Origin of the sequence: Pontibacter chitinilyticus (assembly GCF_039748935.1) — a bacterium.
Lineage (GTDB): Bacteria > Bacteroidota > Bacteroidia > Cytophagales > Hymenobacteraceae > Pontibacter > Pontibacter chitinilyticus.
In genome coordinates this window covers 241699-260117 of record NZ_JBDIZJ010000002.1, presented here as the reverse complement: position 1 = coordinate 260117, position 18419 = coordinate 241699, and the positions used below count along the sequence as shown (strand labels likewise).

The following is an 18419-nucleotide window of genomic DNA, read 5'->3' as shown; positions in this document are numbered from 1 at the left end:
AGCTTACGCTTTTATGCTGGCACCAATCTGCTTGAGCATGCCAAGCTCGTCCGAGCTGCCCCAGCGTTCTACGATTTTTCCGTTTTCGAAGCGGGCGATCTGTACGCCGCGTGCTTTGATGGATTTTCCTGTGGCCGGTATGCCCATAAAGTCGCCTTGGTGCGTGCCGGTAACGGTGTAGGCAATGGCTACATTGTCTTCGTCGGCTACCATGTGGTCCACGTTTATCTCTAAGTCAGGGAAGGCGCTGCGTAGCGTGGTGAAAAAGTGTATGAATCCCTCCGGGCCCGGGCCCTGGTCTGGTGCGGGGTCATGGTCTACCACACCGGGCGACATTAATTCATGGAACTTCTGTAGGTTGCCGTTGTTGGCGGCTTCCCCAAACTGCTTTTGTGTCTGGATATTATCCTGCTTGCTCATTTCTTTTGTTTTAAGTACTGGCATGTAGTGCAGCACCTATAGTGGCTGCCGCACTTATACTTATATGGTGTACGTACATTTACTTAAATGTTTTACAGCGGCAGCGCACATAACGTGTTGGAGGGAGAATAGTGTCCGCAAGGGAGCAAAGTAAAGCCTTAGCTATCGTTGTTGACTTCAACCGACTGGCCCTTTGTGTTTTAAAATAAAAGGGAAGTAAAACCTGTAACGTCTGCGGCTTAATTTTCAGGCTTTTGGAAGCTGGATTAACTTTTCGGCCAGTTCCAGTATGGTGGGGGCTTTTATCTCGGGCGTTGGGGCTAGCGGATAAAGTACCTTTCCTGGTCGCTCAATGAAAGCGGCCCGGGCCCCGGCGCGCAGGGCGCCCGCTATGTCCCAGCCATGGGCAGCCACCAGCATCAGGTTAGTGAGCGGCACATCCAGCTGCTGAGCGGCAAATTGGTAGGTGCTGCCAGCGGGCTTAAATTTCTCCACACTATCTACACTCAGCATTTGCTTAAAATATTGCTTTAGCTTCACCTGCTCCAGGTGCGGAAAACTTGACTTGCCCGGAGAGTTGGTAAGTGTTGCCATTAAGAAACCTGCGTCCTGCAGCTTTTGGAGCCCCTCCGCAACATCGGGGTGTGGCTTTGTTTCTTTAATCATTTGGAGCAACTCTTTTTGAGTTGCCTCCGGCACGTCTTTCCCAGTAACTGCGGTTATCATTTGCATGGCGGCCTTCCCTACCGCGCTGAAATTGTGGTAGCTATTGGTGCTATTCTCCACTAAGGCGTATTCAAGCAGGTGCGAAAACCACAGCTTAAAAGCCAGTTCATTGCCATAGGCGCTGTTCACAGCTTCTTGCATTTCTGAGAGGTCCAGCAGGGTCTCGTTTACATCAAAAACCAGTGCGGCGGGTCGGGTTTGGGTGTTAAGTTTAGCAGGCATAGCAGCGGGAATTGGTACGTAAAGCATTGTACGCGATTGGTGCAGGAATGGCAGTGTTGTAGCCCAGAAGGGCAGTTTGGCGTGTTAGTAAGTTATGGGCAGAATAGGAATTAATGTATTCATGCTTCTGCTTTTCAGCCGGGGTTTTAGGCAAGAATAACCAACGTCATGTTTTAAGAGGCAGGGCTCTTACTGCATCATAGTTGATGTTAAATTTCGATAAGCCCCTGCAAGCAGATTATTTTTATCTCTTAGCATATTTAGCAAAAAGAGCCTGTTTCTTTTCTGGCATCGAGTTTCTATTATAGGTAAACGGTCTTTAGTACCCGCTCTGCGTTCTTGGTGAGCGGGTACTGCCATTATTATCTGTTGTTTAGGGGCTGCATAGAGCGTCATATGGTTTGCCTACATTCTTTCATGCTCGACAGAAGATTAAGAAGTGGCAGGTAAATCACATAAATAGATTTTTACACTAGTGCATCAGCCAATATTCTTTAGCTTTGCCGGCAGTACTTCACCTTTGTTTTGTAAGTACCGCAAAACACAGGTTGAGATGATGTATAAAAGCCCGGAATCTAGCGTATGACACAACGCACTTATCTCTACAAAACAGGTACCTACTTCTCAGGCGGTGTCCGTGTGCTGAGTTGGATTATGCTGTTAGTCGGGCTGATCTATACTCTGGAAGGCTCCATGGCAGGCTGGCTGATAATACCGGTGGCAGTTGGCTTTCTGTTAACGTACGACATGGTAGAGTTTGACCTGCAGCAGCAGACCTATCGGGAAGGCGTATTGTTGCTGGGGCTCAAGTTCGGCAAAAAGCAGCCGCTGCCTGGGTTTGAGTTTCTTTTTCTGAGGAGGAACAACTATAGCAAACTGATAGAGTCCAGGGCCTCTATGACACAAACACGCTCAGTTAAGTATGACGGCTTTGTGAAACTTGCCAATGGCGAAAAACTGCATCTGCTGCAGAAAAGTAATAAAGAGCCGGCACTGCAGCAACTGACTTCTATCGCTCAGGACCTGCAAGTAGAGCTGCGTGACCTGACCGAAATGTAACAAGCTACAGCAGGCCCAAACCTGGCAGGAAGCTGATCCCCACAAAAATAAAGGAGGCACTATAGCTGTACGCCTGCTATCAGAAACATACTGCAAAGTATAAATAACAGCAGCAACAGCGGGTAAATAAACCGCCACCAAGCTCTAAAGCTTACATTTACCAGCGCGAGTGAGGGCAGCAGCAGCCCCGTAGGCGTCACAAAGCCCATGATACCCATACCGAAGAGGTAAGCATTTACGATCTCCCGGCCAGGCACATTCACCATCACAGCCAGCGCACCCATAATGGGCATGGTTAATACCGCCATACCAGACGAGGAGGAGATGAACAGCGTGAAAACCATAAATAAAAGCAATAGCACGACTACAAACAGCGTGGGTGGCATGTGGCCCACCAGTTGAGCAGAGTGGTAGAGGATAGTATCGCTGATCTGCCCTTCGTCGAGCATGATGGTGACGCCGCGGGCCACGCCAATGATGAAAGCCACGCCCAGCATGTCTTCCGCTCCTTTTATAAAGCGGGCAATAAACACGCTCTCATTCATGCGCAGCAGCAAGGCCAGCAGCAGCGCCGAAGCCAGAAAGAGGGTAGACATTTCCAGAAGCCACCAGTCCAGAAACACCACGCCCGCGATCATAACCAGAAACGTGCTCAGGAAAAGCAACAGCAGCCAGCGGGTGCTGCGCTCCAGCTTCAGATCGGTTGTTTCTTCGGCGGCAAGGGCATCGTGCAGCGGCGCTGCTTTTCCATCATACACGTTTACCAGCGAGGCTGCCGGGTTGCGCTTCACCTTTTTAGCATAGCGCACAATGTACCAGATCGTAAGGCCAGTAGACAGCACAAAGAGCAGCAAACGGCCGTTTAGCCCGTCAGTCCAGTTCACGCCGGCGGCATTAGAGGCAATAATGGTGGAAAACGGATTAGTAAAGGAGGAGAGCACGCCCAGTTGGGTGCCACCAAAGATCACCGCCACCGGCACCAGCAGGTCGTAACCGGCTGCCAGGAAAAGCGGCACCATGATGGGGTAAAACACCAGCGCCTCCTCCGCCATCCCAAAGGAAGAGCCGCCAAAGGAAAACAGAAAGGTCAGGATAATGATGAGCCATGCTTCCTGCCCTTTCATGTAGCGGGAGAGATATGCCAGCCCCTTCACCATAGCGCCTGTTTCATGAAAAACATTCATAAACCCGCCGATCACCAGCAAAAAGAGAACGATGTCAATTGTGTCGGTAATGCCGCGGAGTGGCGCCTGCAGCACATCTACCGGCCCCTGCGCCTTTTCCGGCAGTTGGTGGTAAGTACCCGGTACAGAAACCGGCTTGCGGATAGCTCCCTCTGAGAATTTATTAAGTGGGATTCGGATATGGAGGCTATCGAGGGTATGCTGCGTAAATGGCAGCTGCACCTCGCCGGTGGGCTGCGTTACGGTAAAGGTGTCGCCATGCTCGTAGGAGAGCGTGTTATACTTGCCGGCGGGCAGCAGCCAGGTAGCTACGGCCGCCAGCAGCGTGACAAGCATCAGGATGGTGATGGGTGAAAAAGTTTTTCTATCAGAAAGCATGTGTGCGGAATGAGGCGCTAATTTACCGCATCCCTGGCCATCCTGAAATTTTATTTGAAGAAATCATACCACGAAGCAGCTAGTATAAACTGGTCGTGCCGCGTTACCACTACACTGTGAATTGCCTGCTGCTGTATTCTTATGCTGGTGAACAGAGTGGCAGTTAAGGCTATTCGGCTACTTCTGGAAGGCAGCTGTGAGAAATGCCACAAATTGCCCGTAAAGATGTAAAGCAGATCCGGCAATAGCAGTACAAGACGGGTATGAGGTGTTGCTGGCTGCAAAGTATAAGATCACTGCCAGACTGAAGAATAAAGCGCTAGCGAAGTATGAGTTTATACTTTAACCAGGCAGCTAAAATGAAAGCGGCCCCAGAAGTACTTCTGCGGCCGCTTTTTGCTGTAGGGGAAGGAATCGAACCTCCACGGAGTAGTTAGGCAAAATGTCTTTTTATGCAAGTCAATTTAGCGGCTTTATCCCAAAATCTCCACCCCCGAGAGAGGAGGGCTTGTCTGCCAGTTTCAACACCCTACAATGTGTGCTTCTGATATGACAAACGTACGGAATCATTTATTTGTTTGCAAATTTATCAATAAAATAAATTTATTATTTTATTATTTATAAGTAAAGATGCATTTGTTTGTGTTTGATTCAATATAGAAGTGTGGGCAGTATACATCCTGCAAAAGTATAGATACTTGCTCCTGTAGTTGCTGGCTTGTAGAATCCGAGGAGGGGCAAGTACAAGTATAGCTGGCAACGGCAAGGTGCTGTTTATTGCGGTAACAGCGAACGAGCTAGTAGATATAATGGATAGGTTTTATCCCGACGCCCGCACGGATTATGCTGGTTTTCTGCCGATAGTCGCTCAGGCTTTCAGCATAGCCCTGGTACCATTGGAGCATCAGAAACAGGTTAGGCTTTTTGAAAGGATTATAACTTAGCTGCGCCTGCAGGTTACCTTTCCAGTCCCGGGTGGCACCTTTTCGCCCCGATACCTCCAGCAGCAGCTTGTCTTTTTTGATCGCATACGTATACTTTGCCTCGCCATACCCAATGTAACTGATCAGATCCGGATTATCGCCTTTGTACAAAAAAGGATACCAGGCTTTCAGCGTAATGATGGAGCGCGGCGACAGCACACCGGAGTAGCTGAAGGACACAAAGTTCCAGCTTCGGGAGCCTATCGTATCCTGCCCGTTCGACTCATGCTCTACCTGCAGCGCCAGTGCGCCCACCAGTTCCCCGTCGTGGAGCAGAAGCTTGCCAAGACCGAGCGCCGGATGGAAATTTATCTCTTTAAAAGGGCTGGAGAAGCGATAGATGTTCCAGAACGCTTTTTGGGTATACGCAAGAAACAAGTAGGTCTGCAGCGGAAGGACAGCGTTTGTGAACCGGTATTTTACACTTACCTGGTACTTTACGTCCGCATTTTCTGTGGTGGGCTTTTGGCCAATAGCAGCTCCTGTCACAAAGTAGTTGTCGTCATAAATGCTGATGGGCGGCACCTCCTGCAGCATCTGCTTTACGATCTGGTGATTGATTTGCTTTTGCTGCTGCCCATAGCTGCTGGATGCGACGGCCAGAAGTATAAAAAAGCCAGCTAACCAGGTATACGGTGCTTTACTCCTTCCTGAAGCCATACTGCTGTTCATCAACTGTTACAAATTGTTCAACAACTGCTTTAAAGCTGCTACGCTATTGTCTACGCAGAAGCAGGAGCAGCGGCCGACAACGTGCCAGCCACGGAACATGAGCTGTAGAAAGGGCTTGCAGCAGGAATTTCAGTGTTTTTTTAGGATGGTATCATTACGGCAACTGCCAGCGTAAACTAGTGTAGCATCTTTTGCTACAACCAAGCTGAAAACAAACATGTCGAATATCCCCTTTCCTTTAAAACTGATCATCGGAGTTACCAAACTAAACGCGAACAGGACCAATTATACTTTAAAGGAGCGGCGCGCCTCAGCCAATAGGTTTATGAAGTTTATGGATGCTTTTGCCGGGCTGAAGTCGCCTTCGGTGCAGGAGCCTTACAATACAAGCTTTACGGCAACAGATGGCCATCAGGTCGCACTCCGGGTTTTTACGCCTGCAGGTGTTACCGCGCCGCTTCCAGTGTGGGTATACTTTCATGGTGGCGGCTTTATGGTCGGCAGCTTTGATGTGCGCGACAATTTTTGTAAGAAGATATCGGAACAGTCGCACTGTTTGGTCGTGTCGGTGCAATACCGGCTGGCACCGGAATATCCTTTTCCGCGCGGTCTCAACGATTGTTACGAAGCGACTAGTTGGCTGGCGGCAAATGCACATACACTTGGCGGTGATGGCAGCAAACTGGCTGTTGGTGGCGAAAGTGCCGGTGGTAACCTGGCAGCAGTCGTGTCGCTGATGGCTCGTGACAAAGGAAGCCCCGCAATTCTGCACCAGACGCTGCTGTACCCGTCGCTGGATTTTACTGGCGGTACCAGCTCTATGAGCCAGGAGAACAAAGGCTACCTGCTTACCCCCGAGTTGATGATGGCGTTTGGCCGGGCCTACCTGCCACCAGGTCACGACCGCAAAGATCCCTACTGTTCTCCGGTGTATGCGGATCCGCAAGGTTTGCCACCAGCTGTGATCATTACCGCCGAGCACGACCCCTTGCGGGACGAGGGGAATTTTTACGCAGCAAAACTCCAGGAAGCCGGCATCCGGGTGGTGCACAGAGAGTACGCTGGCATGATACATGATTTTGTGTTGATGATGCCCCGTTTTCTGCAGGAGTCACGAGATGCCATACGGCTTGTGAACCAGGAACTCTGTACTGTTTTTGCAGTGAAGACCGAGTTGCCTGTAGAAGCAGCCGCTTGCGCTCCAACCTTAAAATAGCCATCTTTCCGGTTGAACAGTATAAGTATACCTGCACGATGCATAGCAAAGTACGATACTTAGCAGGTATAGTAGAGAACACATAATGGAAAACAAACAAAAAGAAACTTTTCGGATTCTGGTTCTGGGTATAGGTGGTGTGGGGGGATACTTCGGGGGCAAACTGGCAGCCCGTTATGCCGGTGATGCAGCGGTAGAAGTAGGTTTTTTTGCCCGTGGCGCCCATGCTGCCCGCATTGCGGAAGGCGGCCTGCAACTGCAAACCACACAAGGCGACCTGGTGGCGCATCCGGCTTACGTCACCTATGATCCCACAGCACTTCAGCCTGTAGACCTGCTGATCTGCTGCGTGAAAAGCTATGATCTGGAAGAAAGCCTGCAGCGCGTACAGCCTGCCATCGGCAAAAGCACCATCATTCTGCCGCTGCTGAACGGGGTAGATGCGCCAGCCCGCATCGCACAGCTGTTCCCCGAAGCGCAGATATGGGAGGGATGCGTATATGTGGTGGCCCGCCTGGCAGCGCCCGGTGTGGTAAAAGAAAGCGGTGGCATTGGCCGGTTATACTTTGGGGCTGCCGATGCAGCGGAAGCGAAGCTGCGGCAGGTGGAGCACATTTTCCAGGCGGCAGACTTTCAGGCTGAAATAGCTCTGGACATCCAGCAAACTATCTGGACTAAGTTCCTATTTATTTCTGCCGTTGCCACCGCTACGTCCTACCTCGACACGAGTATGGGTGCGATTGTGGCACAGCCGGAGCAAAAGCAACTGCTGCAGGCATTGCTGGAGGAGCTGCAGGCCGTAGCTCGCGCCAAAGGTATTCTGCTGCCCAACGACCTGCTGCCAACGATGCTCAGCCGTATGGCCAGCCTGCCCTACGAGGCCACGTCTTCGATGCACAGCGATTTTCAAAAAGGGGGTAAAACAGAACTAGAGTCTCTAACAGGTTACGTGGTGCGCGAAGGACAACGATTGCAGGTGCCAGTGCCTACCTACGCACGGCTGTATGCAGCCTTACAGCAACAAAGCCAGGCCAATAAAAGCACCTAAGGCTTCATACTTATACTTAAAATTACGTCGCTACTCTACTGCTGTGCAGCCAAGGTCCGGAGGCAAGCGTTGCAGGCAATGTGCATGTCGTTGGGTATAAAATAAACGCCTCCTCAGAAGTACTTCTGAGGAGGCGTTTTTGCTGTAGGGGAAGGAATCGAACCTTCACGGAGTAGTTAGGCCAAATATCTTTTTATGCAAGTCAATTTAGCGGCTTTATCCCAAAATCTCCACCCCCGAGAGAGGAGGGCTTGTCTGCCAGTTTCAACACCCTACAATGTGTGCTTCTGATATGACAAACGTACGAAATCATTTATTTGTTTGCAAATTTATCAACAAAATAAATGATAATTTTTATTATAGGTAATAAAGAGCTGTTCATACTATCAAAAATGGCATTAATCTGCTCGGTTTATTATCCTGAATGCTGTGCTAGGAGCAATATAAAAGCAGTGTGATCTTTTGTGGCTGCGGGAAGACTAGTATGAAACGAATCCAAGTAGCAGTTGCAGTTCAGGGTATGATAACCGGTTGCTTTAATTGAAGCGACATTTCGTCGAGTTGGAACCGGGCCAGGAAGCTGGCGGCCGTCGTGATGCCCTCCGGCTGCCAACCCAGCACCTGCGCCAGTTGCTGCCATACTGCCCCGGCTTTGATGCCCTGCTTCCGCATCTCGTAAATAGAAAGGGAGTCGTGCGATTTGGAAAGCTTGCTGCCATCTGGCTCGTGCAGGATAGGATGGTGCAGGAAGTTTATACTTGAAAAAGCAGTTGCACCGGCGCACTCGCTAAGGTATAGCTGTGCCGCCGTAGAAGCCAGCAGGTCCTCGCCCCGCACCACCTGGGTAATGCCCATCTGCAGGTCATCGCAAACTGAAGCGACTTGGTAAGCGGGGAAACAGTCTTTACGGCGCACAACAAAGTCGGGCATCTGCTGCGCTAAAGGTACGTGGCAACTGCCCAGCAGCAGGTCCTGAAAAGAGATGACCGTATCCTCCGGAACCACGATGCGCCACGCCGCAGCAGGCGTATGCAGCGGCAGTTGTTTCGGGCGGCAGGTGAGGGGGTAACGGCCATCTGCCGCTAAAGCAGCTATCTGGCTGCGGGAGCAACTGCAGGCATACAGCAGCCCCGCTTCGGCTAATTGCTGCAGCAGCGCATGGTACTGCGGAAGCCGGAGCAGTTGGGAATAGCTTTGGGTAAAATCGCGGGCATCCTGTGGCCCTTCGTCGTAGTCGATGCCCAGAAAATGCAGCGTATCAAAAATGTCCTGCAGGTACTCCTGCCGGAAGCGGGTATTGTCCAGATCGTCGATGCGCAGCACCACGGTGCCGCCTTGCTTCCGCGCCAGCGCCCACGTGAATGCAAACGACAGCACATTGCCAAGGTGCAGGTAGCCGCTCGGGGTAGGAGCAAGGCGGGTTCTGAGTTTAGGAGGCGTATTCAACTAGTTGCTGACAATTACTTTTTGCAAGTATAAACAGGGCGCTTCTTCTCTGCACATAAATCTTTATTGCTATCTGCTCTGGAAAGCGGAACAGGTCTTACATTCAGCTCTGCCCGTTGCTGTTGTAAGATGCTGTATCTACCGGAATGCCGGCCGTATTGATAAACTGCACCTGCTGCCGCGGATAGACAGGTATAATCCTGTTAAGATAGGCAGGCTTGCTCAGCTCCTGCGTGATCTGTAATGTTAACGCGCTTTTCCATTTGCGGCGTTCCCGGGCATTCACGAGGTACCGGATCGTAATGTTGGTCCAGGAGTCCTGGAGCGATAGAAAGGCCTGAGGCTTTGCCGGTACGTGATCGTCGAGACCGGCTCGCTTCAGCAAGGCGGCATACTTTCGCGTGGGTTCGGCCATGTAGCTTCCCAGTATGCTATCTGACACGCGTTCCAGTACGTCCATCGACAGTTTCAGGTCTGATTCATTGGCAACAGCAATCACTAACTCGTCCCAAACAAAAGGAAAATCGCCGGTCAGGTTAATAACTGTACCGGTTAAAATTTCATTATTGGGGAAAGTAACCATGCGTCCGGTCGGTTGCTCGGCCTGTACAAAGCCGGGTTGGTACGGGGAGCCGATCTCCCAGACAGTAGTGGTGAGAAAATCTATTTCATATACATCCCCAAAAACATCTCCCACCTGCACCCGGTCGCCAACGCGGTAGTAACCCTGGAAAGAGTTGAGCAGCCAGCCCGTAAAGCTCTCAATAGGTGTTTGCAGCGACCAGGATAAGGCCAGACCTATCAAGCCAAGGGATCCTAACAGCGCGCGGATATCGCCGGCTACTACGCTTAGTGCCACCCCAATGGCGAGCAGCCACACGGCAATAGACACCAGCGAGATGGTAGCATTAGCACTGCTCCAGTGCCCTAAGGTACGTTGCAGCACGGTTTTAAGGAGCCGCACCACGCCCCAGGCAAGTGCCAGTGTTGCAAAAGCAATCAGTATTTTAGGCAGGTTGTAGAGGAAACCGTTCCACAGGTTCTGCAAAGCGCCGATTGCTTCGTGTGCGGATTCTGTACTTGATTGCGTTGTCAGGGTGTCAGATGCTGTGGTAAGTGCAGTTGTATCTTCGAGGATAGTGGTGGTATCGATGGAACTGGAGACCTCCTGCCCGGCCATATCCTGCGGCGCCAGACCTGCTTCGCTTGGCGCAAATATCAGCATCATAAAGCCTGTAATAGCCACCGCCAGAATAGAAGCCTGCTTGAAATTCTTCAACCTGTTTTCGGCCCCCTTCACAGCCGAGCCGGAGGTTGGTTTCTGCTTCCGGATATTACGACGGCGCCGCGCTGCTGCAGGTGCGCGGTACCCTCGTTCGCCTGCTCTTTGCGGGGTTACACTGCTGCGGTTTTGGGTATTTGCCTGCGTTGTTCGTGTCCTGCTGATCTTTCTCCTGTTGTATGGCATTGTTTACATCGTTTCTGTTAATCGCTTGGTGTCGGGCTGGTAATCTTCTTTCTATACGGAACAAATACGGCGTGTGGGGGCTCTGGTGTAGCAGGTTGTCGTTTTTGCCTTGGCCACCAAGGCAGCTAAGTATAAAACGGCTCTTGAAAAGCATCCTCAAATTATTTACAGGTAACAGATGATGGGTTAATCTTTTAGCAAGGGGCTTTTTTGTTTTTGCTGCGTATTCACTATCTTATCCCATCATAGTACCCGCTACTTCTAAATTTAAAATGCTATCAAGCTCAACCAATACTACTTGGTGTTGTTGGCTGGCTCTGTTGTAGGGCAAAAACAGTATACCTTTTATTTTAAAAAGGCGATGGCTCCGATGCGAGCATTCGTGGAATAAACTAACAGATCGAAGATGCTGAAAATTTACCTGAGTGTGCTTTATGTTTTTATGATCCTGATCGGGTGTTTTGAGAACCATCGTATTTCTGAAACGCAGATCAGCAGCCACAAACTTCCGAAAAATATCGCTTCTGCTGCCTTTGCATCAGCCAAGTATGATTCGCTCACGCAGAAACTGAAATGGCCGAAGGATCTGCAGATCACTACATTCGCTGGTCCCGACCTGACGCCCAGCCCGGCCTGCCTTGCCGTCGCACCCACCGGGGAAGTTTTTGTCGGGGTCGATATGATTGGGTCGCTGGGGAAAGACCCGGGCAAAGGGAGCATCATCAGGCTGGTAGATCGTGACCACGATGGCAAAGCAGACCAGCATACCGTGTTTGCCATGGTCGATAACCCCCGCGGCATTCTATCGCTCGGCGACCAGCTTTTTGTGCTGCATACTATCTTCTCCAAAGAAACCGGGAAAGCAACTGGCATGGACCTGGTGGTGTTTGAGGATAAGGACCAGAATGGCATTGCCGATGGCCCTTCCAAACCCCTCATCGAGCACATCAGCTCCCCTAACTTTTTACAAAGCCGGGGTACCGACCATGCGACCAATGGTATCCGGATGGGCATTGATGGTTGGATATACATTGCCGTTGGCGATTTCGGTTTTCATGATGCCGTAGACCGCTCCGGAAAAAAGTTAACCATGCTGGGCGGTGGCATTGTGCGCGTGCGCCCGGATGGCACTGAGATGGAAGTATACACGCACGGCATGCGCAACATCTATGATGTGGCAATTGATCCTTACATGAATATTTTCACGCGGGGAAACACCAATGATGGCGGTGGCTGGAATATCCGCTTCAGTCATCAGATCCAATCCGGTGAGTATGGCTACCCGGTGCTGTTTCAGAATTTTACAGATGAGATCATCCCCGCCCTGGCAGACCTGGGCGGAGGCTCTGGTACCGGTTCCTTGTTTATGGATGAAGCCACCTGGCCGGCGAAGTATAACCAGGTGCCGATGATGGCAGATTGGGGAAGAAGCCAGCTTTACATGCACCGGGTTACGCCCGATGGAGCCAGCTTTAAGCAGCAGGAAGAGCCCTTTATAGAGTTACCGCAGATTACCGACCTGGATGTGGATGGGTCCGGCAGGTTATACTTATCAGCCTGGGACGGAGCGGGGTATTCTGGTAATCCGGGCAAGGGTTTCGTGGTGCGGGCTGTGCCTGCTAACTGGTCTTACAAAGCGTTTCCTGACCTGCAGAAAGCTTCTGAGAAAGAACTTGCAGCTCTCCTCAAATCGGGTAGCGCGGTGGCAAGGCTGCATGCCCAGCAGGCGCTTTTAAGCCGCAAGAGCAACAAGGCCGCCAAAATTGCCTGGAAAATTGCTGTCGACAAACGGGAGCCACTTTATGCCCGCGTAGCCGGCATTTATACGTATGCGCAGGCCGCTGGCGAAAGTGGTATCAAAAATTTGGTGGCCTTAACGCAGGAGCAGGAAGTAAGAGAGTTTGCCTTGCGCGCCCTCACCGATCGGACAACGCATCTTGCCAGTGTGCCGATTGAGCCTTTCCTCCAGGGGGTGAAAGATCCGTCAGAGCGGGTGCAGGCAGCAGCAATTGTAGGATTAGGGCGCCTGGGCCGGATGGAAGCGGTGCCCGCCTTGTTGCAGGTAAACGTTCCTGCTTCTTTTGCCGCACCGGTCAGGGGAACAGAAGGGCCGCATGCCACCCCAAATGCGCCTGTTATTCCGGCGCACCTGGCAGTGCAGGCGTTAGTAAAGCTGCATGCTGTGGAGGCATGCGTCAATGCCATCGGAACTGAAAACTCCACGCTTGCTCTTTGGGCGTTGCGCTACATGCATGATCCAAAGGCGGTCGACGGGTTGATGGCTGCTTACCAGCACACGAACGATGAAGCGTTCAGGAAACAAATCTTAACTACTCTTTCGCGCCTTTACAAAAAAGAAGCGCCTTACGATGGCTCCTGGTGGTGGAGCACCCGGCCCGATTCACATGGCCCTTACTACAAAGACGTGGTGTGGGAATCGTCGCCTGAAATAGAAAAGTTTCTGAAGGCCGAGTGGAACAAAGCAGATGCTGCCGGTAAAGATTTTCTTACTGATCTCAATGACCGGCACCGGATGGGAATCAGTGAGTTTGGCACGAAAGAAGTCCTGGCCTCCAGCGAAGAAGTAGACGTAGATCTGGAGAAAATCAAAAATCAGAAGGGGCAGGTGGGCAAAGCCTCCATAGAAGACGTGCTGCTGGCCATGGCCAAAATAAAAGGAGACCCGATTCAGGGCAAAGCTCTTTTTACCCGGCAAGGCTGTGTTGCCTGCCACAGCATAAGTAAGAGCGAGACAATGAAAGGGCCTTTTATGGGGCAGATCGGCTCTATTATGAACCGGGAGCAAATAGCGGAGTCCATCTTAAAGCCTAATGCTTCTATTTCACAAGGTTTTGCAACCGTGTTAATCACCACGAAAGATGATGAGAGCTACATGGGATTTATCACAAAAGAATCCGCGGATAAAATTGTGATGCGGAATATTGCGGGGCAGGTGTTCACCATCAAAACCAGCGATATAGGTTCGCGAAAAGAACTGGAAACCTCTATGATGCCGACCGGCCTGGCCAATGCGCTGTCTTATGAAGAATTCGCGTCCCTGATCACTTTCCTGTCGCAACAGAAGAAATAGCTTTAAACACCACCTACCTGGCCATGCAACCTTTGCGTATCCACTGCTTTCAGCATATTTCGTTTGAAAACCTGGGCTATATAGCCGAATGGGCACAACAGCAGGGGCACCAGGTAGCTTATACCCGCTTTGATAAGCAGGTTATACTTCCCGAATTAGCCGGGATGGACTGGCTGGTTATACTTGGCGGAGCAATGGGCTGTGACGACGAAGAGCAGTTTCCGTGGCTGGCACAGGAGAAAGCGTTTATCCGGGAGGCGGTGGCAGCAGGTAAAGTGGTGCTGGGCATCTGCCTTGGGGCACAGCTGCTGGCAAATTGCCTGGGAGCCAGGGTATACCCGCACACGCACCAGGAGATCGGTTTCCGGGAGATCACGTGGACAGCGGCGGCGCAGCAGGATGAACTGTTTGCAGGACTACCGGCTAAGTTAACCGTGTTCCAGTGGCACGGCGACACATTCGACATACCTGCTGGTGCTACAGCCATCGCGACCTCTGAAGTTTGCCAGAATCAGGCTTTCCGGTTGGGGAAAAGTATCGGGCTGCAATTCCACTGGGAGGCGACACCAGGCATTATCCGCAGCATGGTGCAACACGACGGGCATGAACTGGTTGAGGCGCCGTTTATACATCCGGCCGCAAAAATACTGGCAGACCTGCCTCAAGCTGAGTGGCACAAAGACCTGCTGTTTCAGCTGCTGAGCAGGATGGCAACACTGTAGCGGCCGGCAAATTTCTGTAAAACATAAAACTTTATTGGTCCCTTCAAACGTTTTCCGGATAGCTGGCTGGTGCATACCAGCGGCTGAGAAGAAGTATAGCGTAGCAAATATTTAAAATGAAAGAGCAGTTTCTTCTGTTTTATAGTTTACTGGCTGCCCGTTACGTGATCATTGCCGGGGTGGCATTTGTCGTTTTTTATAAGCTTTTCACTTCCAGGTTTGCCCGATTTAAAATCCAGGCCCTCTTCCCAACGCGGCGGGATTATGTGCGGGAGGTGGGTTACTCGTTCTTCACCTTCTTCGTGTTTGCGTTGATAGGGGTGCTGCTGGCTTCACCGGCCACCCGGCCTTATACCCGCATCTACAGCAACATATCGGATTACGGCTGGGGGTATCTGCTGCTGAGCGTGGTGCTGGCCTTGCTTATACATGATACCTATTTTTACTGGACGCACCGCCTGATGCACCACCCGCGCCTGTTTAAGCTATTTCACCTCACACACCACCGGTCAACCAATCCCTCACCATGGGCTGCTTTTGCCTTCAGTCCGTTGGAGGCCGTGGTAGAGGGAAGTATAATTTTTGTAATCGCCGTGCTGATCCCGATCCACTCGGTTGCCATCCTGCTTTTCCTGCTGTTCATGACGGTGTATAACGTGTATGGACACTTAGGCTACGAGATCTACCCCGCGTGGCTGGTAAATAGCCGGCTCGGCAAATGGCTCAACACTTCCACAAACCACAACATGCACCACAAGTATTTCAGGGGAAACTACGGTTTATACTGCAGGTTCTGGGATGAGCTGTTGCAGACTACCCATCCGAACTACGACAAAGCGCTGGCAAGCTTAGTGTATCAGGAGCAGGAAATAGAGAAAGCCCCTACGCCCCGCAACGCACAACTTTAAACTACCAGCCACGGCTTTGCTTCAGGGCGACAAGCTGCGCCAGGTGGTGCTCTCCATGCCAGGCATACAGGCCAATGTGTTGCCGAATACGTTGCGCGCCGTTCACAGGGTGGACAAAAGTGCGGTCCAGTTGCTGCGGCGTAAGCCCCTGGAGCAGCAACACCCAACGCTGGTGCAGGGCTTCCAGCAATATAACAGATAACTGCGGATCGCCTTGGGTGCTGTCTGGCAGCTTGGCCCAAGCCGCCTCGTCATAGGGTTTTATAATAGGTCTGTCTTCGGTGAGGGCAAGCTTCTGGCGGGTGTAGCCATTCAGGTGGCTGTCGGGGAGGTGGTGTACTACCTGGCGCATTGTCCAGCCGCCGGGGCGGTAAGGGGTATCCAGCTGCGCGGCATTTAGCCCCTGCAATACAGCACGCAATTTGCCCGGCAACTGCGCGATGGAAAGTATGTATTGGTTTAGGAGCTCTTCAGAGACAGGGTTATCGATATCAAAGTTGCCAATTGGGTAACGGAGGTCAGCTTGCATAGGCGTCGCATTTAAGGGAGCACTTGTTTAACTGCTATTTATATTTCTGATCAACCTGTAAAGGCAGCGCTACTGCACCTTGGTGACAACAAAGTTCAGGGCGTTGTTGAGCGTATAAAAAATGGTGCGGGTGCCGCCGCTTGGGCAGCAGTTGGCATCGGTGGCCAGGTATACCGGGAAAGAACGGGCAAGGCGGCCATCTACTACCTGATACTCGTCGTGGCCCATATAACCCTGCTGCTGCTCCTGTGGTAAAGCAGGCATGTGGAGCTGTCCCCAATACTTGCTGTCGAACTCATACCCGTAAATTTTGCCGTAGCTGCCGGTGCCCTCGCCGGTTACAAAGATCAGCAACTCCGGCTTTTTGTTGCCATTCAGGTCTGTCACCACGCTGTTCGTTACAATGCCCTCTATTGCCTCGTCAATACGGGAGGGCTGCTGCCCATCGCGCGTAACCTGCACCGCCAGGCTGCGCATGCTGCCCTCTCCCAAAGTAGTAACCAGGAAGTGCATGCTGCCGGCATCCAGCTTTTTTTCATAGCTGACGGCATCTACTTCTGACTTCTGCGGGAGCTCTGCCGGTATACTATCTGTGGCGGCCATGGGAGTTGCAGCAGAGTCCTCCTGGGTGACCTGATCACTGCCGCAGGCTGCCAGGCAAGTCGTTAGAAGGCAGAAAAACGTATAGCAGATTAGTTTCATAGGAGGTGCTGTTTGAGTGCTTCTATAACGGATACGCTAAAATACAGATATAGCTGCCTGGTTGGTGCGTGCCATACTTTAAAACCGGACGATTGTAAGTATACGTATGCTATACACAAGTATAAACATCGGCTGCATCGCTTTTGCGGCATCCATAAAGCACCTGTGCGATTCTGCAGGAGCAGATGGCCGGCGCCAAACATCATCCACTAAATACATTCATATTTATCACATTTCATACTTATGAAAGACTCTACCGCTACAGCACACTATACAGTTTTGATAACAGGCGCTTCCGGCGGCATTGGCCTGGAACTGGCGAGAACATTTGCGCAGCACGGGCACAACCTGGTGCTGGTAGCCCGCTCTGCCGATAAGCTTGAGCAGCTGGCACTGCAGTTTGCCGTGAAGTATAAAGTATACACCAGCGTCATCCCCATGGACCTGACAAAGCCTGATGCGCCGCAACACGTGTTTGATGAACTGCAGCGGAAGGGCATTGTGGTGGATGTGCTGGTGAACAATGCCGGCTTTGGCAACTATGGCTACTTTAAAGATACCGACCTGCAAAAAGAACTGGACATGATGCAGTTGAACATGGTTGCGCTCACCTATCTCTGCAAGCTTTTCCTGAAGCAGCTGCCACAGGGCAGGGCCGGTAAAATATTAAATGTGTCATCTACAGCAGCTTTTCCGCCGGCTGGGCCCCTGATGGCGGTATACTATGCCAGCAAGGCGTACGTGCAGTCGTTTACAGAAGCGCTGGCTGCAGAACTGGAGGAAGATCATGTACACGTAACAGCGCTCTGCCCCGGCCCAACCGATACTGACTTTAAAGAAAATGCAGACTTGGGTGGCTCCGGGCTGTTCAGCAAGCAGTTGGTAGCAGATGCCGCCAGCGTGGCGCAGGCAGGTTACGAGGGGCTGATGGCCGGTGAAGTGGTTGTCATCCCCGGAATCCAGAACAAGCTCACCGCTTTCTCAACACGCCTGGTGCCCCGCAGCATACTTCGTAAAATGGTGAAAAAGATACAGGAAAAGCGGCATTAGCGCGGCTCCTTTCCTGCCAAGTCGTCGCTGTGCAGCGCGCTTTCAGGTAAAGCAGCTCTGATCTGTCATGGTCAGTTGCTCTACGGGGAAATTTAGCTCAGCGGCCAGCTGCACCAGGCGCTCAAAAATACCCCGGCTCAGCGTAGGTTTGCGCGATAAGATCCAGAGGCTCTCACGGTCGGGGGAGCCTACCAGTGCATGCTGGTATTCGGGGTCGAGCTCCAGGATCCAGTAATCGCCTTTGAAGGGCCAGAAGAACTGCACTTTCAGTTTGCTGTTGTTGCTGCCTTCCACAGGAAAGCCTTTGCCGCGGATTTCTTTTACTTTGCCGGTCGAGCCGCCTTTGCGGCAGGAGTTAAGTACTTCCACGTAGCCTTTCGGGTTCTTAGTATACTCGGCGTATACACAATGGCAGCCTTTCTCAAAGCGTTGCGGCAGCTTGGCAATTTCATACCACCGGCCTTGGTAGCGGTCAAGGTCTACTTCTACAGCGGCGTCGAGGGGCGCATACTTGCGGCGCGTGTCGCCGGTTAGTACCAGGGCCGCTGCCAGGGCCGTTCCGGCGCCAATTATGATTTTGGTATTTTTATTCATG

Annotated in this window: 16 protein-coding genes; 7 read left to right on the top strand and 9 right to left on the bottom strand. The window is 51.6% G+C overall.

Features of this window, described 5'->3' with window-relative positions; all coding sequences use genetic code 11:
- Positions 1–3: 3 nt before the first annotated feature.
- Both ABDW72_RS04750 and ABDW72_RS04745 read right to left on the bottom strand, forming a co-directional pair.
- Complete coding sequence (locus ABDW72_RS04750) at positions 4–420, bottom strand: ester cyclase (protein ID WP_347157314.1); 417 nt, start codon at positions 418–420, stop codon at positions 4–6.
- A gap of 246 nt (positions 421–666) precedes the next feature.
- Positions 667–1368 (bottom strand): haloacid dehalogenase type II, encoded by a 702-nt coding sequence (locus ABDW72_RS04745; protein ID WP_347157313.1) that lies wholly within the window; start codon positions 1366–1368, stop codon positions 667–669.
- A gap of 582 nt (positions 1369–1950) precedes the next feature.
- Here ABDW72_RS04745 and ABDW72_RS04740 point away from each other — a divergent pair.
- A complete protein-coding gene (locus tag ABDW72_RS04740; RefSeq protein WP_347157312.1) occupies positions 1951–2427 on the top strand; it encodes a hypothetical protein in 477 nt (158 codons plus the stop codon).
- A gap of 59 nt (positions 2428–2486) precedes the next feature.
- Here ABDW72_RS04740 and ABDW72_RS04735 read toward each other — a convergent pair whose 3' ends face one another.
- Positions 2487–3989: a YfcC family protein gene (locus ABDW72_RS04735; RefSeq protein WP_347157311.1), complete on the bottom strand. Its 1503-nt coding sequence runs from the start codon at positions 3987–3989 to the stop codon at positions 2487–2489.
- Positions 3990–4786: 797 nt separating this feature from the next.
- Positions 4787–5632, bottom strand: a complete 846-nt coding sequence (locus ABDW72_RS04730) for a phospholipase A (protein ID WP_347157310.1) — start codon at positions 5630–5632, stop codon at positions 4787–4789.
- Between the two features lie 229 nt (positions 5633–5861).
- On the opposite strand from ABDW72_RS04730, the gene ABDW72_RS04725 reads away from it, so the two are divergent.
- Positions 5862–6860, top strand: coding sequence for an alpha/beta hydrolase (locus ABDW72_RS04725; protein WP_347157309.1), 999 nt, complete (start codon positions 5862–5864; stop codon positions 6858–6860).
- Positions 6861–6945: 85 nt separating this feature from the next.
- A complete protein-coding gene (locus ABDW72_RS04720; protein WP_347157308.1) occupies positions 6946–7908 on the top strand; it encodes a ketopantoate reductase family protein in 963 nt (320 codons plus the stop codon).
- A gap of 513 nt (positions 7909–8421) precedes the next feature.
- Here ABDW72_RS04720 and ABDW72_RS04715 read toward each other — a convergent pair.
- On the bottom strand, positions 8422–9354 hold the full coding sequence (locus ABDW72_RS04715) for a glutamate--tRNA ligase family protein (protein WP_347157307.1): 933 nt from the start codon (positions 9352–9354) through the stop codon (positions 8422–8424).
- A gap of 103 nt (positions 9355–9457) precedes the next feature.
- The gene (locus tag ABDW72_RS04710) at positions 9458–10822 is read right to left on the bottom strand and encodes a mechanosensitive ion channel family protein (protein WP_347157306.1); all 1365 of its coding nucleotides are present in this window, start codon (positions 10820–10822) and stop codon (positions 9458–9460) included.
- Positions 10823–11228: 406 nt separating this feature from the next.
- Here ABDW72_RS04710 and ABDW72_RS04705 point away from each other — a divergent pair, with 406 nt between their 5' ends.
- The 3 genes from ABDW72_RS04705 to ABDW72_RS04695 all read left to right on the top strand — a co-directional run bounded on the left by ABDW72_RS04705 (position 11229) and on the right by ABDW72_RS04695 (position 15543).
- Positions 11229–13913, top strand: a complete 2685-nt coding sequence (locus tag ABDW72_RS04705; protein ID WP_347157305.1) for a DUF7133 domain-containing protein — start codon at positions 11229–11231, stop codon at positions 13911–13913.
- A gap of 23 nt (positions 13914–13936) precedes the next feature.
- On the top strand, positions 13937–14635 hold the full coding sequence (locus tag ABDW72_RS04700) for a type 1 glutamine amidotransferase (RefSeq protein WP_347157304.1): 699 nt from the start codon (positions 13937–13939) through the stop codon (positions 14633–14635).
- Between the two features lie 116 nt (positions 14636–14751).
- Positions 14752–15543 carry a sterol desaturase family protein gene (locus ABDW72_RS04695; protein ID WP_347157303.1) on the top strand — a complete coding sequence of 264 codons (792 nt, stop codon included), beginning with the start codon at positions 14752–14754 and terminating at the stop codon, positions 15541–15543.
- 1 nt (position 15544) lies between these two features.
- On the opposite strand, the gene ABDW72_RS04690 is transcribed toward ABDW72_RS04695, so the two are convergent.
- Both ABDW72_RS04690 and ABDW72_RS04685 read right to left on the bottom strand, forming a co-directional pair.
- Positions 15545–16072 carry a YfiT family bacillithiol transferase gene (locus ABDW72_RS04690; protein ID WP_347157302.1) on the bottom strand — a complete coding sequence of 176 codons (528 nt, stop codon included), beginning with the start codon at positions 16070–16072 and terminating at the stop codon, positions 15545–15547.
- A 69-nt stretch (positions 16073–16141) separates the two neighbouring features.
- Positions 16142–16774 carry a hypothetical protein gene (locus tag ABDW72_RS04685; RefSeq protein ID WP_347157301.1) on the bottom strand — a complete coding sequence of 211 codons (633 nt, stop codon included), beginning with the start codon at positions 16772–16774 and terminating at the stop codon, positions 16142–16144.
- A 243-nt stretch (positions 16775–17017) separates the two neighbouring features.
- On the opposite strand from ABDW72_RS04685, the gene ABDW72_RS04680 reads away from it, so the two are divergent.
- Positions 17018–17824, top strand: coding sequence for an SDR family NAD(P)-dependent oxidoreductase (locus ABDW72_RS04680; protein WP_347157300.1), 807 nt, complete (start codon positions 17018–17020; stop codon positions 17822–17824).
- A 42-nt stretch (positions 17825–17866) separates the two neighbouring features.
- Here ABDW72_RS04680 and ABDW72_RS04675 read toward each other — a convergent pair whose 3' ends face one another.
- On the bottom strand, positions 17867–18418 hold the full coding sequence (locus ABDW72_RS04675; RefSeq protein WP_347157299.1) for a lipocalin family protein: 552 nt from the start codon (positions 18416–18418) through the stop codon (positions 17867–17869).
- Position 18419: the final 1 nt, after the last annotated feature.

What these genes read in the sequence shown, in the direction of transcription:
- ABDW72_RS04750 (WP_347157314.1), bottom strand. Translation starts at nt 420, where the DNA reads ATGAGCAAGCAGGATAATATCCAGACACAAAAGCAGTTTGGGGAAGCC.
- ABDW72_RS04680 (WP_347157300.1), top strand. Translation starts at nt 17,018, where the DNA reads ATGAAAGACTCTACCGCTACAGCACACTATACAGTTTTGATAACAGGC.
- ABDW72_RS04725 (WP_347157309.1), top strand. Translation starts at nt 5,862, where the DNA reads ATGTCGAATATCCCCTTTCCTTTAAAACTGATCATCGGAGTTACCAAA.
- ABDW72_RS04745 (WP_347157313.1), bottom strand. Translation starts at nt 1,368, where the DNA reads ATGCCTGCTAAACTTAACACCCAAACCCGACCCGCCGCACTGGTTTTT.
- ABDW72_RS04740 (WP_347157312.1), top strand. Translation starts at nt 1,951, where the DNA reads ATGACACAACGCACTTATCTCTACAAAACAGGTACCTACTTCTCAGGC.
- ABDW72_RS04685 (WP_347157301.1), bottom strand. Translation starts at nt 16,774, where the DNA reads ATGAAACTAATCTGCTATACGTTTTTCTGCCTTCTAACGACTTGCCTG.
- ABDW72_RS04710 (WP_347157306.1), bottom strand. Translation starts at nt 10,822, where the DNA reads ATGCCATACAACAGGAGAAAGATCAGCAGGACACGAACAACGCAGGCA.
- ABDW72_RS04735 (WP_347157311.1), bottom strand. Translation starts at nt 3,989, where the DNA reads ATGCTTTCTGATAGAAAAACTTTTTCACCCATCACCATCCTGATGCTT.
- ABDW72_RS04730 (WP_347157310.1), bottom strand. Translation starts at nt 5,632, where the DNA reads ATGGCTTCAGGAAGGAGTAAAGCACCGTATACCTGGTTAGCTGGCTTT.
- ABDW72_RS04705 (WP_347157305.1), top strand. Translation starts at nt 11,229, where the DNA reads ATGCTGAAAATTTACCTGAGTGTGCTTTATGTTTTTATGATCCTGATC.
- ABDW72_RS04675 (WP_347157299.1), bottom strand. Translation starts at nt 18,418, where the DNA reads ATGAATAAAAATACCAAAATCATAATTGGCGCCGGAACGGCCCTGGCA.
- ABDW72_RS04720 (WP_347157308.1), top strand. Translation starts at nt 6,946, where the DNA reads ATGGAAAACAAACAAAAAGAAACTTTTCGGATTCTGGTTCTGGGTATA.
- ABDW72_RS04690 (WP_347157302.1), bottom strand. Translation starts at nt 16,072, where the DNA reads ATGCAAGCTGACCTCCGTTACCCAATTGGCAACTTTGATATCGATAAC.
- ABDW72_RS04695 (WP_347157303.1), top strand. Translation starts at nt 14,752, where the DNA reads ATGAAAGAGCAGTTTCTTCTGTTTTATAGTTTACTGGCTGCCCGTTAC.
- ABDW72_RS04700 (WP_347157304.1), top strand. Translation starts at nt 13,937, where the DNA reads ATGCAACCTTTGCGTATCCACTGCTTTCAGCATATTTCGTTTGAAAAC.